Below are 14,852 nucleotides of genomic sequence, written 5' to 3'. Positions count from 1 at the left end.
ACTTCTCCATGTTGAGACAGGCCGTCATTCTCGTCGGTGGATTGGGGACACGGCTGGGTGAGCGCACCAAGCTGGTCCCCAAGCCCATGCTCGATATCGGCGGGCGGCCGTTTCTCGACACCCTGATCGACGAACTCGTACGCTATGGTGTGTTCGACGAAATTCTCCTGCTTGCGGGCCACAAGGCGGAGATCGTCGAGACGCACTATACCGCGGCGGCCAGGGGGCAGGCGAGAATCGTCGTGTCGCGCGAGACCGAGCCGCTCGGCACCGGCGGCGCCCTCGTGCATGCGCGCGACCTGCTGCACGAACGGTTCCTGCTGCTCAACGGCGATTCGCTGTTCGACTTCAACCTGCTCGACCTGATCGCGCGCGCGAATGGCGGCCGCGTTCACATGGCGCTGCGCGACGGCGTCGTCGGCGACCGCTACGGGCGCGTCGTGCTCGACGGTGATGTCGTGCGTGACTTCATCGCCCCGGGTGCAGGTGCCACGGGACCGGTCAATGCCGGGATCTACGTCGTCGACAGGTCCGTTCTCGCCGACATCGCGAAGCTTCCCGCCTCGCTCGAGCAGGACGTCTTCCCCGGCCTTGTCGAGGCGGGCGAACTGCGCGGCACGGCCTATCGCGGCTACTTCATCGACATCGGCATTCCCGATGATTTCGCGCGCGCCGATCGCGAATTGCGGGAGAAGCTGCGGCGGCCGGCCGTGTTCTTCGATCGCGACGGCGTGCTCAACCACGATTCCGGCTACACGTTCGAGACGCACAAGCTCGAATGGATCGAGGGCGCACGCGAGGCCGTGAAGGCCGTCAACGACGCCGGCTACTTCGCCTTCGTCATCACCAACCAATCCGGCATCGCGCGCGGCTATTACGAGGAACAGCACGTCGTCACCCTGCACCGCTGGATGGCAGACCAGATGGCGGTGGTCGGCGCGCATATCGACGCCTTCGAATATTGCCCCGATCATCCCGAGGGGACGGTCGCGCGCTATTGCCGCACCAGCGACCGGCGCAAGCCGGCACCAGGCATGATCACCGATCTCGCGCAGCGCTTCCCGGTCGACATGACGCGCAGCATGGTGATCGGCGACAAGCCAAGCGACATCGAGGCCGCGCAGGCTGCCGGCCTCCCCGGCCATTTGTTCGAGGGCGGCAATCTCGAGACGTTCGTGAGACAGCGCCTGAACCCGGCCGGCACGAGCTAGGCGCGCGTCGCAAAAACCGCTGCATCCCCGGGCATTTGGCGGGTTCAAAGCGCTGCTCTGTTGCGCGCGACCGCCAGTGTGCTATAGCGCCATCTTGTTGCGAATACTGGCTTAATCGCCTTTTGGGGTCCGGCATGGCAGATCTGAGGGACGCCCGCGTCCTCGTTACCGGCAGCGACGGCTTCATCGGTTCGCACGTCGTCGAGGAACTGGTGAAAGCCGGCGCCCGCGTCAAGGCGGTCGTCTACTACAACTCCTTCAATTCCTGGGGCTGGCTGGATACGGTTCCGGCCGACATCATGAAGTCCGTCGAGGTGGTCGCCGGCGACATCCGCGATCCGCATTTCATGATCGCGGCCGCGAACGGCTGCACCGACGTGCTGCATCTGGCGGCGCTGATCGCGATCCCGTTCTCCTATGTCGCGCCCGATTCCTATGTCGAAACCAATGTGCGCGGCACCGTGAACGTGCTTCAGGCCGCCCGCATGGCCGGCGTGCGCCGCTTCGTTCAAACCTCGACCAGCGAGGTCTACGGCACGGCGCAGACCGTTCCGATCAAGGAGAGCCATCCGCTGGTCGGGCAGTCCCCCTACTCGGCCTCGAAGATCGCCTCCGATCAGATGGCGCTGTCGTTCCAGGCTTCGTTCGACATGCCCGTCGTGGTGATCCGCCCCTTCAACACCTTCGGCCCGCGGCAATCGGCGCGCGCGGTGATCCCGACGATCATCAGCCAGATCGCGACGGGCAAGCGAAAGATCCGCCTCGGCGCCGTCAGCCCGACGCGCGATTTCTCGTTCGTCACCGACACCGCGCGCGGCCTGATCGCGGGTCTCACGGCGCCTGCGGAACAGGTCGTCGGCCAGACCATCAATCTCGGCAGCGGCTTTGAGATCTCGGTCGGCGCGACCGCGCAGATGATCGCCGACGTCATGGGCACGGCCATCGAAATCGAGACCGACGAGGCGCGCCTGCGTCCTGCCAACAGCGAGGTCGAGCGGCTCTGGGCCGACAATTCCAAGGCACGCCAGCAGCTCGGCTGGAGCCCCGAATTCGGCGGTGTCGACGGCATGCGCCGCGGCATGGTCGAGACGGTCAACTGGTTCACCAACCCCGCAAACCTCAGCCGCTACAAGGCTGACGTCTACAATGTCTGAGGCGATGGTGGACAGTCCCGTGACCAGGTCAGACTTCGAGCCAAAGACGATCGTCGATGCCGTGCGGCGCGCGGTGGGAACGCCCAACGGAATCCTCGGCCTGCACGAGCCGGTGTTTGCCGGCAACGAGGTGGCCTATCTCGAAGAGTGCATCAAAAGCACCTTCGTCTCCTCGGTCGGCCCGTTCGTCGACCGGTTCGAGCGCATGCTGGAGGAGATCACCGGCGCCAAACGCGCGGTGGCCGTCGTCAATGGCACGGCCGCGCTGCATGCCTGCTTCCGGCTCGCCGGTGTCGAGCCCGGCGACGAGGTCATCTCGCCGGCCCTGACCTTCATCGCGACGACGAACGCGATCGCCTATTGCGGCGCGACGCCGCACTTTGTCGACAGCTCGCTCGAGACACTCGGCATGGATGCGCGCGCGCTTGCGCTGCGGCTCGATGCGATCGCGCAGAAGACTGCAGCCGGCACCATCAACCGCGAGACCGGCCGCCGCATCGCGGCGATTACCCCGATGCACACTTTCGGCCACCCGGTCGAGCTCGACGAGATTGCCGCGATCGCCCGCGACTGGAACATCGCGCTGGTGGAGGATGCCGCGGAATCGCTGGGATCGACCTACAAGGGTCACGCGGTCGGATCGCAGGCCCGCCTCGCAGCCCTCAGCTTCAACGGCAACAAGATCGTCACCACGGGCGGCGGCGGCGCCATCCTGACCAATGACGAGGAGTTGGGGCGCCGCGCCAAGCACCTCACGACCACGGCAAAACTGCCGCACAAATGGGCCTTCATCCACGACGAGGTCGGCTTCAACTACCGCCTGCCGAACCTGAACGCCGCGCTCGGCTGCGCCCAGCTCGAGCAGCTCGACGGGTTCCTGGCGAGCAAGCGCAGGCTCGCGGCGGCCTATGAGCGCACCTTCGCGGATATTCCCGGCGTCCACTTCTCGCGCGAACCGAAGGACACCACCAGCAATTACTGGCTGAATGCAATCCTGCTCGACGAAGCCCATGCCAACAGGCGCGACGACCTGCTCGCCGCGCTCAACGACGCTGGTTTTGGCGCGCGGCCGGCCTGGACCTTGATGCACAAGCTGCCGATGTTCGCGCAAAGCCCGCGCGGCGATCTTTCAATCGCCGAATCCATCGAACGCCGTCTGATCAACCTGCCCAGCAGCGCCAGCATCAGGGTCCGCGATGAGTAGCGTCACGCGAAAAGTCTGCTTCGTCACCGGCAGCCGCGCCGATTTCGGGCTCCTGGTCTGGCCGATGCGCGCCATCCGCGAGACATCGGGCTTGACGCTGCAGCTCATCGTAACCGGCATGCATCTCGCACCGGAGTTCGGCTACACTTTCAACGCCATCCGCGACGAGGGTTTTGAGGTCGACGAGCGCGTCGAGACGCTGCTCAGCAGCGACACCGGCGCCGGCGTCGCGAAATCGGTCGGGCTCGGCGTGATCGGCTTTGCCGATGCATTCACGAGGCTCCAGCCGGATCTCGTGGTCGTGCTCGGCGACCGCTTCGAGATGTTTGCGGCCGCGCAGGCCGCGATGTTCATGCGGTTGCCGATGGCGCACCTGTTCGGCGGCGACGTTACCGAAGGCGCGGTCGACGAGTCCATTCGCCACGCCATCAGCAAGATGTCGCATCTGCACTTCACCAGCAATCCGGGCTCGACGCAGCGGCTGACCCAGCTCGGCGAGCATCCCTCGCGCATTCACACCATCGGCTCGGTCGGCATCGACGCGATCAGGCATCTCGATCTGATGGACCGCGACAGCATCGGTCGCGCGATCGGAATGCCGCTCGGCGAACGCAATGCGCTCATCACATTCCACCCCGTCACGGTCGAAGCCGGGCGGTCGGTGGCCGAGCTGGACGAATTGTTCGCGGCCCTGTCGGCGCTCGATCCCGCCTTTCGTTTCGTGTTCACGCTCGCCAACGCCGATGCCGAGGGCCGCGCGCTGAACACCCGGATCGAGGCTTTCGCGGCAGGCCGGCCGAACACCATCGCGGTCGCCTCGCTCGGACAGCTCCGCTATCTCAGCCTGATGAGCCATGTGGACGCGGTGATCGGCAATTCCTCGAGCGGCGTGCTCGAAGCACCATCCTTCGGCGTTCCCACCGTCGATATCGGTGACCGGCAAAAAGGACGCGAGCGCGCGGCCTCGGTATTTCACGCAGCACCCGAGCGCGAGGCGATTGGCGCCGCGATCTCGCAGGCGCTCCAGCGCGGCCGTCAAGCCACCGTCAATCCTTACGGCGACGGCGAATCCAGCCGGCGGTTTGCCGACATCGTCGCCGGCATCCCGGATTTCAGGCAGCTTCTGGCGAAGGGCTTTTACGACCTTCCGGCAAGTGGAGCGCGGCCATGACACACACGCTGATCATCGCGGAAGCCGGCGTCAATCACGACGGCAGCCTTGAGAAGGCGCTGGCGCTCGTCGATGCGGCCGCCGACGCCGGTGCCGACATCGTCAAGTTCCAGACGTTCGACGCAAAGGCGGTCGCGGGCGGCGCGGCGAAAAAGGCCGACTACCAGCGACGCACGACGGATGTCGCCGAAAGCCAGCTTGCCATGCTGCAACGGCTTGAATTGCCGCAAGCCGCGCATCACACGCTGATCGCGCGCGCCAAGGAGCGCGGCATCGAGTTCCTCTCGACACCGTTCGACGACGCCTCGCTCGCCTTCCTGCTGTCGCTGAAACTGCCGCGCATCAAGATCGGATCGGGCGACCTCACCAACGCGCCGCTGCTGCATGCGGCCGCCAAAGCCGGCACGATGCTGATCCTCTCGACCGGCATGGCGACGCTGGGAGAGATCGAGGAGGCGCTCGGCGTACTGGCTCATGGCTATGGCCAGCACAACGATCCGCCCGGCATCGCCTCCTTCCGCGCGGCCTGGCGCGATCCGGCGGCGCGCACGGCGCTCGCGCGGCATGTCAGCCTGCTGCATTGCACGACAGAATATCCCTGCCCCATCGCGGACGTGAACCTTGCCGCGATGGCGACCATGCGCGCAGCGTTCCAGCTTCCGGTCGGCTATTCCGATCACACTGACGGCTTCGAGGTTTCGGTGGCGGCGGTCGCGCTCGGCGCGACGACGATCGAAAAACACCTGACGCTCGACCGCAGCGCCACCGGCCCCGACCACGCAGCCTCGCTGGAGCCGGACGACTTCAAGCAAATGGTAGCGGCAATCCGCAACGTGGAGCGTGCGCTCGGCGATGGCGTGAAAGCGCCGAAAGAGTCCGAGATCAGGAACGTGCCGGTCGCGCGCAAGAGCATCGTGGCAGCGCGCGCGCTGAAGGCCGGCGAGACCATCGGCCCGGCCGACATCACCACCAAGCGGCCCGGCGCGGGCCGGCCGCCGATCGACTATTGGTCGTTGATCGGAACGGCAGCGCCGCGCGCGCTCGAGCCGGACGATCCGCTCTAGCCCCTGCGCGGGACAACCTTAACGGCACGACCGAGGGTCATCAAACCGGCGATTCGGGCCGCTGGAAGCTGAGGTTAACGGGCTGCCCGTGGAAACGCTGTTGGGGTTGACGCCGCCTCTCGCAGCCGCGATATAGCAGGCTCAGTCGTGGGCCGCCCCCAATATCTGGCGTATACGAGGCAGATTGCCATGAAATCCTGGCGTAAGGCCGTCGTTGGAACGCAGGCGACCGTGGGCGAGGCCATTGCCGCCATCGAGAGCGGAAGCATTCAGATCGCGCTCGTGCTCGACGACCGCAATCGCCTGCTCGGCGTGGTCACCGATGGTGACGTGAGGCGCGGCCTGCTGCGCGGCGTCCCTCTCACAGGACTTGCGACCGACATCATGAACCGCGCGCCGGTGTCGGCTCCTGCCACGCTGCCGCGCGAGGACCGCCTGCAGCTGATGCGGCAGAAGTCGATCAAGCAGCTCCCGCTTGTCGACCAGGGCGGCCATCTGGTCGTGGTGGAGACACTCGATGAATTGCTCGAACCGCGCCACTATCCGAATCCGGTCCTGATCATGGCGGGCGGCCTCGGCGAACGCCTGGGCCCGCTGACGCGCGAGGTGCCGAAGCCGATGCTCAATGTCGGCGGCCGACCGCTGCTCGAGACGATCGTCCGCAACGTCGTGCAGCAGGGGTTTGGCAACATCTTCATCTCGGTCAACTACAAGGCCGAGACGATCAAGGACTACTTTGCCGACGGCACCGCCTTCGGCGCCAACATCCAGTACGTGCACGAAACGGAACGCCTGGGAACCGCAGGCGCGCTCGGGCTATTCCCGACGCCGCCGGATCTGCCGATGATCGTCACCAACGGCGACATCCTCACCACGATCAACTACGGGGCTCTTCTCGACTTCCACAACGGAACGCCGGCGGAAGCGACGATGGCCGTGCGCGAGCACAAGGTGCACGTCCCGTATGGCGTGGTTTCCACATCGGACGGGTTTCTCGATGCCATCCGCGAGAAGCCGACCGAGAGCTGGTTCGTCAGTGCCGGCATCTATGTGATCGGCAGTTCCGTCTTCCGCCATGTCGCGCCCGGCGTCCCGATCGATATGCCGACCGTCCTGGAGCGCGTGATCGCCGGCAGGGGACGCGTCGCGGTCTATCCGATCCGCGAATACTGGCTCGACATCGGCCGCCTCGAGGATTTCGAGCAGGCGCATGCGGAGTTTCACGAGGTCTTCCCGTGACATCGACAAAAGCCGTCGTGGTTGGCCTCGGCTCGATCGGCACGAGGCACGCGCGCGTCCTGCATGAGCTTGGCCTGGAGGTCGCGACCGTCAGCCGCCGCGAAGGCGGCGACTACGGCACGATCGAGCAGGCCGTCGCGGGCGCGCATCCCGACTACGTGGTGATCGCCACCGAGACTGCGCGCCACGCGGACAATCTGAATGAGCTCGCGCAGGCCGGCTTCCGCGGCAACGTCCTTGTCGAAAAGCCGCTTTTCGCAGCACCGGCAGCGCCCCCGAAATATCCGTTTGCCCATGTCAGCGTCGGGTACAATCTGCGCTTCCACCCGGTCATGACCGCGCTTGCCGAAAGGTTGAGTGGCCGCGACGTGATCACGGTCGCCGCCTATGTCGGCCAGGACATCAGGGACTGGCGGCCCGGCCGCGATCACCGTGCGACCGCATCTTCCACGGCTGACGCCGGAGGCGGCGTGCTGCGCGATCTCAGCCACGAACTGGATTATCTCCTGTGGCTGTTCGGGCCGTGGCACCGCGTCGCAGCGCTCGGCGGCGCGTCCGGCGCGCGCGACATCGACGTCGACGACCATCTCGACCTGCTGCTCGACATGCAGCGGGCGCCGTCGGTCCACGTCCACATGGACTATCTCGACCGTCAGGGCATCCGCCGCATTCGCGTCAATGTCGACGACGACACCATCGAGGCCGATCTCGTCGGCAGCCGCCTCATGGTCAACGGCAAGGCGACGGAGATCCCCAGCGAGCGCGACCAGAGCTATCGCGACATGCATGTTGCGGCAATGCGTGGCGCGAGCCCGGCCTGCTCGCTGCCCGAGGCGCTCGGCGTCGTGCATCTGATCGATGCCAGCGAGCGCGCTCTGCGCACCAAGACCTGGATATCGCCATGAGTCTGCTCTGCACCATCTGCGCACGGGGCGGCTCGAAAGGGGTCGTCGGCAAGAATGCGCGCGATCTCCTGGGCAAGCCCGTGCTCGCGTGGAGCATCGCGCAGGCGCGCGAGACCGGGCTGTTCGATGCGATCGCCTTCAGCAGCGATTCCGACGCCCTGCTCGATGCGGCACTGAAGGCCGGAGCCGACATCGCGGTCAGGCGTCCGGACGAGATGGCGACCGATACCGCGCCGAAGCTGCCGGCGATCCGCCATTGCCTCGAGCGGGCCATCGCGCAAACCGGCAAGACGCCCGAGATCTTCGTCGATCTCGACGTCACCTCGCCGCTCAGGCTGGCCTCCGACATCACCGGTGCGGTGGCACTGCTGCGCGAGAGCGGCGCCCGCAACGTCATTACCGGAGCCCCGGCGCGCCGCTCACCCTATTTCAACCTGGTGGAGCAACGCACCGATGGCAGCGTTGGCCTCTCCAAATCCGCCGATCCTCCCATCACGCGCCGGCAGGACGCGCCGCGCTGCTTCGACATGAACGCATCGATCTATGTCTGGCGCGTGGCGTCGTTCCTGGAGCAGCCGGCGGTCTTCTATCCCAACACGCGCCTGTTCGAGATGCCGGAAGAGCGCTCGATCGACATCGACTCCGATCTCGATTTTGCGTTGGTGGAATTGTTGCTGCGCCAGCGACTGCCGGCCTGAGGAGCCCAAGCGATGACCACGAACTTCAAGGCTCTGTTCGATCTGACCGGCCGTACGGCCGTCGTCACCGGCGGATGCGGCATCCTCGGACGCCGCTTTGTCGAGGGCCTCGCCGAGTTCGGCGCCAACGTGGCGATCGTCGATCTCGATCAGGCCGCGACCGATGCGGCGGCAGCCGACGTGACCTCACGCCACGCCGTCCGTGCCAGGGGCTATGGCTGCGACATCACGGTATCGGACTCCGTCCGCAGCACCGCCGATGCGATCGAGGCCGACCTCGGACCGGTCTCGATCCTGCTCAACAACGCCGCCAGCAAGACCCGCGACATCGACGCCTTCTTCGCTCCGGTCGAGACATTCTCCCAGGAGACGTGGCGCGAGATCATGGCGGTCAATCTCGACGGCATGTTCAACGTCGCGCAGGTGTTCGGCGGCCGAATGGCCGAGCGCGGCTACGGCGCCATCGTGCAGACCGCCTCGATCTACGGCCTGATGGCACCCGACCAGCGCATCTACGAAGGCTCCGAATATCTCGGCCGCGCCATCAACACGCCAGCGGTCTACACCGCGTCCAAGGCCGGCGTCATCGGCCTGACCAAACACCTTGCGACCTACTGGGCGGCGAAAGGCGTTCGCGTCAACACGCTCACCCCTGGTGGCGTCGAGAGCGGACAGAACGAAACCTTCAAGCAGCGCTACGGCGCCCGTATTCCGCTCGGCCGCATGGCCCGTGCGGACGAGATGGTGGGGACGATGCTATATCTGGTGTCGGATGCTGCGTCCTACGTGACCGGCCAGAACATTGCCGTCGACGGCGGCTTGAGCGCGTGGTGAACCGGGCCATGCCATGCTGAAGCGCCTTGTCCAGAATACCGTCGTATCGGCGATCGTCTTCGGACTTGTTGCGATCCTTGGCGTCATCGTCATTCCGATCATTATCCGCACCTGGGGCGTAGCCGAATTCGGACTGATCGTTCTCACCCGACTTTTCCTGCCCTCCGGCCTGATCGGTGTCATCGATTTTGGCCTGCCGGAAGTGACCACGCAGGTGGTGGCGCGCGCAAGGGAGCACCGCGACTGGCGTCTGGCCGGCAGTCAGATCCTGTTGTTGACCGCGGTCTCCTTGCTGCTGGGTATCGTGCTGAGCCTTGCGATGTGGTTGGCGGTCCCGCTGATCGTCGCCCAATTCAAGGTCGAACCGGCCCACGCCGCGAGCTTCACCAACATGCTGCTCGCGACGGCGGCGAGCAATCTCCTGCTGTTCCCGGCGCTGGTGTGGGAAGGCATCGTCAAGGGCTTCGAGCGTTACGGGCTGCTCCGGCTTTGCGAGTTCCTGACGACCTTGCTCTACGTCGGCGCCACCATCTACGCCGCACGATCCGGGCAACCGTACGAGGTCGTGACCTACTATTTCCTGGCCAGCGTCCTGCTGCGCGCGCTGATCCTGCTCGGCGCCTCGATCGCGGCTCTCAGTCGCACGCGGATCAAGCTGTCGGTGCCTGTGGCAGCAGTCAGCCGCGAGGTGATGACACGCTGCATCCTGGTGATGCAGGGGAAGTTGATCGGCGGCATCATCGCGCCGATCCAGCCATTCCTGATCGGCACCTATATCGGTCCGCAGAGTGTCGGCATCTATGATACGCTGGTGAGAATTCCGCGGCTTGCCAAAGTGGTCGCGAGCCTGCTGATCTCGGCGATGCTCCCTGTGGTCAGCCGGCTCGACCAGCGCAACAGCCACCGGCAATTCAACCAGTTTGGCGAAGCCGGCATCATGATGTTGCCGATCGTGACCGTACCGCCCCTTGTCGCGGCCGCGGTAATGTCACCCGCGATCATGCATATCTGGATCGGACCACAGATCGTTCCTTACGCCCACTGGATGGGCTGGATGTTCGTGGTCACGATGTGCTTTCAATACGTGACCTTCGGCAACACGCTGTTCATGACGCGCACCAAGGTTCAGCGACAGTTGAACATGCTGATGATGATTCATCTGGTGATCTGGGCGGCGGTCACCCTTGCGGCCGTCCATCTCCTCGCCGAACGAGCCTTCATTCTCGGACAGACCATTGGAACTGCGGCGATCGTACCCTGGCAGCTCATGATCTTCGTCAGGGAACTCCAGATGGACTCGAAGCGGTTCTGGTTTGCCATCCTGGCCCATTGGGCGATCCTCGTGATCGCAGCACTTCCGCTCGCCGCCATCCTGTATTTCACGCCCGATCCGGGAATCGTCACCTTGGCGGGGCTGATGGTCGCGTTTTGCGCCGCCACATGGGCAGCCCAATATTTTCTGGTCTTGAGCGAGGCGCAGCGCGGCCTGATTGGCTCTCTCGGACGGACCTATTTCGGCCGAAAGGGTATCTCCCCGGCGACACTTTAGGGTGGCAAAAGGGGGTGCCTTGAGGTTAAAGAGGCCTGCTTTCCTGCGATCGGGCAACCCCATATGACGACCATCGATGCCGGCGTGAAGACACCGAAGAAGCAGAAGATCAACCAGTTTCGTCGCCTCCTGTGGCACATCAACCGGACGGATCTCGGCTGGGTGACCAAGGCGGCCCTGACAACTCTGCAGCCGGGCGCCCGGGCGAGGCGCGTCGGTCTGCTCGATCGGCTTCCCTCGAAAGCGGAATGGAGCGAGGCAAGCCGACAGCTCGACCGGGACGGCTACGTCGATGTATCCGCGCTGATGGACCGCGGCCTCGCGCAAGCCGTCGCCGCGGTTGCGGACAACAAGGTGAGCCGGCTGAACGAGCTCTCCGGCAACCAGCAGCTCGGTCACAAGTCCTTCTGGGTCAGTCTGCTGGACGAGGACCTCGTCAACGGCGCCTTTGCGACCGACCATCCCTTCGTGCGTTACGCCCTGCAACCGGCCGCCCTGCGGATCATCGGCGACTTCATGCACGACCTGCCGCAATTGTCGGACGTGCTGCTGACGTTGTCGCAACCGACTCCGAACAAGGCGCTGAGCTATTCGCAGCTGTGGCATCTCGATCACGACGACAAGCGCGTCTGCAAGCTCTTCATCTATCTGACCGATGTGCAGAACACCGCCGACGGTCCGTTCACCTTCATTCCGGCCGGGCCGTCGAAGCCGTTCCGCAACACGCTCAAGAGCCACATGAGCGATGCGCAGGTGTTCGCCAAGACCGGTCCCGACGCGGTCAAGGAAATGATCGCGCCCCGCCTGTCGGCCTTCATCGTCAACACCGCCCGCTGCCTGCATATGGGGAGCCGGATCCTGTCGGATCATAGTCGCCTGCTGTACACGGCAACCTATATCCAGCAGCCGCGCATCTATCCCGAACCTCCGGCGCGCTTCCGCGCAGCGAGCGCTCTGACGGACCTCGAGCGCGCCGTGATGCGGCTCTGACGCGGACTTGCCGGGAGCTGAATCTTTGCGCATAGGCCTGGTGGTCGATCACCCCAAGCGTGACCTGCCGGGGGCAGTCATGCTCGGTTACCAACTCGCCCGGCGCGGCGTTTCTGTCGCGCTGGTGCCGATGTACGAGCAGGCCGTCGATGTCCCGCGGCTCGGGCTCGATGCGCTGGTCGTCAACTACGCACGTCCCGTCAATCTCGACCTGATGCGCAGCTTCGCCCGGGCGGGCCTTTCTCTGTACGTGCTCGACACCGAAGGCGGCGTGCTCGCGGAAAAGGGCGGCAATTCACCGCCGGCGATGGCCGCGCACATCAAGGCCAGCGGCTACGCCGACATCCTGGCGGGATATTTCTTCTGGGGCAATCGGCTGCACGACGCCTTCCAGGCGGCAGGAACCATGAAGCCGGAGCAGCTGCATCTCACCGGATGTCCGCGCTTCGACTTTGCGGCCCCCCGCTGGCGCGCGCTGCTCGACGGCGAGCCGCGCGGCTATCTGCTCGTCAACGCCAACTTCCCGCTGGTCAATTCGCGCTTCACCGGCAAGCCGGGCGGCGAGCGTGAGGCGATGGTGCGGGCCGGCTGGGATGGCGCTTATGTCGATCGCTTCATCGTGGACCTGAAGCAGGTCTTCACGAACTATCTCGCCGAGATCGACCGGCTCGCCGCGGCGCGGCCCGACCGCAACATCCTCGTGCGTCCGCATCCCTTCGAGAGCGAGGACGTCTATCGCAACGCGCTCTCGCGCCACGCCAACGTCCTGATCGACGGCACCGGCAGCGTGCTCGACCGCATCCGCAATGCCGCCGCAGTCGTTCATCTCAACTGCGGAACGGCAGTCGAGTCGGTCCTGCTCGGAAAGCTGCCGCTCCAGCTCGAATATCTGAACACGCCGACCACCGCAGGCCATGCCGCGCTGCCCGCGCGCGTGAGCCGCCCGGTGGCCTCGTTCGACGAGCTGCTCGGCGCGATCGATCATATCGAGCGCGAGACCGAGGCGTTCGATTTCGCACGCGTTCACGCCGCCGATATCGAGGCATTCTTCCATCTCAACGACGGACAGGCCGCCGAACGGGTCGCCGATGTCCTGACCCGTGCGACGACTTCGCGCCGGCCTTACGTCTCGCTGCTTGCGATCGTGAAGGGCACGCGCGCCAGGCCAAGCCTCGGCCAGGTCGTCAAGGGCGCCGCGAGCGCCGCGCTCGGCTCGGCCGCCACCGAGCGGCTGCGCAGCCAGTTCAATCCCGCTCGGCGCGACAAGCGGATCGAGCCGACCTTCGTCGGGACCCTGCTCCAGCGGATCGCAGCTCATGATCACGCGGGCCCGTCGCAATTCAAGGCACGACGCGCGCATTGCGCGACGACGGGCCTGCCGCTCGCGAGCATCGCGATCGAACACATCCGATAGAACCATGGCCACATCTGCAAAGACCATTCTGATCACCACGCTTGCCGAATACCAGACCCGGTTCTGGATTCCGGTCGCGCAGCGGTTGCGCGCGGCAGGCCATGATGTCGAATTGCTGGCCTTCGACGACCGCAGCGCCGAGATGTCGGCTGCCGAAGGTGTGCCGGTCACGAACATGTATCGCGAGGGCCTCAAGGCCGGCCCATCGCCCGAGGACCGCAAGGCGTTCGACGCGCGCGTTGCCGCCTACGGGCTCGACGGGACCAACTTCCTGTTCAGCCACGAGCGGTTCACTTTCGGCATCCGCGACACCGCGGCGCTGCGCCGGCGCTTCATGATCTATGCCAATGCGATGGAGACAGTGCTCGACCGGCTGGAGAAGCAGGGCAAGCGCGTCGAACTGGTGCAGGAGCTCGGCGGCTTCCTTTCGGTGATCGCGAGCTACTACGCCGCCAGGCGCCGCGACATCCGCAACTGGTTCATCGAACCCTCGTTCTTTCGTGGCCGGATGTATTTCACGCCTGACAGCCTCGCCGCGCCCGACGTGATGCCGACGCCGGCGGACACAGTGTCATCAGAGGTGCGCGCCTATCTGGACGATACGCTGACGCAGCGCGCGATCGTCATTCCCAAGAAGGATCAGCACCATTATTCGGCGGCCTTCAAGAAGGTCGTTAATTTGCGCAACGCGCGCCGTCTCGGCGAAAAGCTGTGGGACCAGTTCGCGCTCGGCAAGCACCAGGAGTTCGGGCACAATCTGCGCCATGCCCGGGTGCACGCCGCGATGGCGATCAACGCGACGCGGCTGCGTAAGCTCTATAAGCCGATCCCCGAGACGGCCTTCGTCTATTATCCCTTCCACGTTCCGGCCGACATGGCGCTGACGCTGCGCTCACCGGACTATCTCGACCAGGTCGCCACCGTCGACTTCCTGCTGCGCACGATCCCGGATTCGCACGTGCTCGTGGTGAAGGAACATCCCGCCCAGATCGGCGCGATCTCGGCCGACCGCCTGTTCGAGCTGGCGCGCCGTTTCGACAATTTCGTGCTGCTGCCGCCGCAGACCAACAATTACACCGTGCTCAACCGCGCCGATGCGGTCATCTCCGTCAACAGCAAATCGGGGGCCGAGGCGCTGCTGCTCGGCAAGCCGGTCGTGGTGATGGGCGATGCGTTCTATCGCTCCTGCCCGCTGGTCCATGCGGTCGATCGTCTGGCCGACGTGCCGGCGCGGCTGCGCGAGGCGCTCTCCGCCGGGCCGTTCGATCCGGCCAAAGGCGCGCCCTATTTCGAGTCGGCCTGGCGCCGGTCTTATCCGGGCGAGCTCTATATCAGCGATCCCAAGCTGCTCGACATTTTTGCGGCCACCTTGCGCGCGGCAATCGCCGAACCGGCCCGTGTGAACTGAACGGACCCATC

13 protein-coding genes are annotated in these 14,852 nt (G+C 65.3%); all 13 read left to right on the top strand.

The features are described 5' to 3' along the window. Window positions 1-8 precede the first annotated feature (8 nt). A complete protein-coding gene (locus tag RAD15_RS12595; RefSeq protein ID WP_458177770.1) occupies window positions 9-1,211 on the top strand; it encodes an HAD-IIIA family hydrolase in 1,203 nt (400 codons plus the stop codon). 134 nt (window positions 1,212-1,345) lie between these two features. After that, window positions 1,346-2,365, top strand: coding sequence for an NAD-dependent 4,6-dehydratase LegB (locus RAD15_RS12590; protein WP_458177768.1), 1,020 nt, complete (start codon window positions 1,346-1,348; stop codon window positions 2,363-2,365). A 19-nt stretch (window positions 2,366-2,384) separates the two neighbouring features. Next, window positions 2,385-3,569: a LegC family aminotransferase gene (locus RAD15_RS12585; protein WP_458177766.1), complete on the top strand. Its 1,185-nt coding sequence runs from the start codon at window positions 2,385-2,387 to the stop codon at window positions 3,567-3,569. After that, window positions 3,562-4,740 carry a UDP-N-acetylglucosamine 2-epimerase gene (gene neuC, locus RAD15_RS12580; protein ID WP_458177764.1) on the top strand — a complete coding sequence of 393 codons (1,179 nt, stop codon included), beginning with the start codon at window positions 3,562-3,564 and terminating at the stop codon, window positions 4,738-4,740. The genes RAD15_RS12585 and neuC overlap by 8 nt, the downstream gene beginning before the upstream one ends. Continuing rightward, window positions 4,737-5,804, top strand: coding sequence for an N-acetylneuraminate synthase (neuB, locus tag RAD15_RS12575; RefSeq protein ID WP_458177762.1), 1,068 nt, complete (start codon window positions 4,737-4,739; stop codon window positions 5,802-5,804). The genes neuC and neuB overlap by 4 nt, the downstream gene beginning before the upstream one ends. A gap of 189 nt (window positions 5,805-5,993) precedes the next feature. After that, window positions 5,994-7,043 (top strand): nucleotidyltransferase family protein, encoded by a 1,050-nt coding sequence (locus tag RAD15_RS12570; protein WP_458177760.1) that lies wholly within the window; start codon window positions 5,994-5,996, stop codon window positions 7,041-7,043. After that, entirely contained in the window at window positions 7,040-7,948 is a 909-nt protein-coding gene (locus RAD15_RS12565) for a Gfo/Idh/MocA family protein (RefSeq protein ID WP_458177758.1), read from the top strand. Before RAD15_RS12570 ends, RAD15_RS12565 begins: the two co-directional genes overlap by 4 nt. Continuing rightward, on the top strand, window positions 7,945-8,646 hold the full coding sequence (locus tag RAD15_RS12560) for an acylneuraminate cytidylyltransferase family protein (RefSeq protein WP_458177756.1): 702 nt from the start codon (window positions 7,945-7,947) through the stop codon (window positions 8,644-8,646). Before RAD15_RS12565 ends, RAD15_RS12560 begins: the two co-directional genes overlap by 4 nt. A 12-nt stretch (window positions 8,647-8,658) precedes the next feature. Continuing rightward, window positions 8,659-9,480 carry an SDR family oxidoreductase gene (locus tag RAD15_RS12555; protein ID WP_458177754.1) on the top strand — a complete coding sequence of 274 codons (822 nt, stop codon included), beginning with the start codon at window positions 8,659-8,661 and terminating at the stop codon, window positions 9,478-9,480. Window positions 9,481-9,493: 13 nt separating this feature from the next. Next, entirely contained in the window at window positions 9,494-11,029 is a 1,536-nt protein-coding gene (locus tag RAD15_RS12550) for a lipopolysaccharide biosynthesis protein (protein WP_458177752.1), read from the top strand. 63 nt (window positions 11,030-11,092) lie between these two features. Continuing rightward, entirely contained in the window at window positions 11,093-12,019 is a 927-nt protein-coding gene (locus RAD15_RS12545; RefSeq protein WP_458177750.1) for a hypothetical protein, read from the top strand. A 25-nt stretch (window positions 12,020-12,044) separates the two neighbouring features. Then, the gene (locus tag RAD15_RS12540; protein ID WP_458177748.1) at window positions 12,045-13,433 is read left to right on the top strand and encodes a surface carbohydrate biosynthesis protein; all 1,389 of its coding nucleotides are present in this window, start codon (window positions 12,045-12,047) and stop codon (window positions 13,431-13,433) included. Between the two features lie 4 nt (window positions 13,434-13,437). Then, window positions 13,438-14,841, top strand: coding sequence for a capsular polysaccharide export protein, LipB/KpsS family (locus tag RAD15_RS12535; RefSeq protein ID WP_458177746.1), 1,404 nt, complete (start codon window positions 13,438-13,440; stop codon window positions 14,839-14,841). Window positions 14,842-14,852 lie beyond the last annotated feature (11 nt).

The sequence above is a fragment of the Bradyrhizobium sp. 14AA genome (assembly GCF_054185205.1).
This window is presented reverse-complemented; position numbering and strand designations above follow the sequence as displayed.

Coding starts and splice junctions, on each gene's coding strand:
- RAD15_RS12550 (WP_458177752.1), top strand. CDS start 9,494: ATGCTGAAGCGCCTTGTCCAGAATACCGTCGTATCGGCGATCGTCTTC.
- RAD15_RS12555 (WP_458177754.1), top strand. CDS start 8,659: ATGACCACGAACTTCAAGGCTCTGTTCGATCTGACCGGCCGTACGGCC.
- RAD15_RS12535 (WP_458177746.1), top strand. CDS start 13,438: ATGGCCACATCTGCAAAGACCATTCTGATCACCACGCTTGCCGAATAC.
- RAD15_RS12590 (WP_458177768.1), top strand. CDS start 1,346: ATGGCAGATCTGAGGGACGCCCGCGTCCTCGTTACCGGCAGCGACGGC.
- RAD15_RS12570 (WP_458177760.1), top strand. CDS start 5,994: ATGAAATCCTGGCGTAAGGCCGTCGTTGGAACGCAGGCGACCGTGGGC.
- RAD15_RS12560 (WP_458177756.1), top strand. CDS start 7,945: ATGAGTCTGCTCTGCACCATCTGCGCACGGGGCGGCTCGAAAGGGGTC.
- RAD15_RS12545 (WP_458177750.1), top strand. CDS start 11,093: ATGACGACCATCGATGCCGGCGTGAAGACACCGAAGAAGCAGAAGATC.
- neuB (WP_458177762.1), top strand. CDS start 4,737: ATGACACACACGCTGATCATCGCGGAAGCCGGCGTCAATCACGACGGC.
- RAD15_RS12595 (WP_458177770.1), top strand. CDS start 9: ATGTTGAGACAGGCCGTCATTCTCGTCGGTGGATTGGGGACACGGCTG.
- neuC (WP_458177764.1), top strand. CDS start 3,562: ATGAGTAGCGTCACGCGAAAAGTCTGCTTCGTCACCGGCAGCCGCGCC.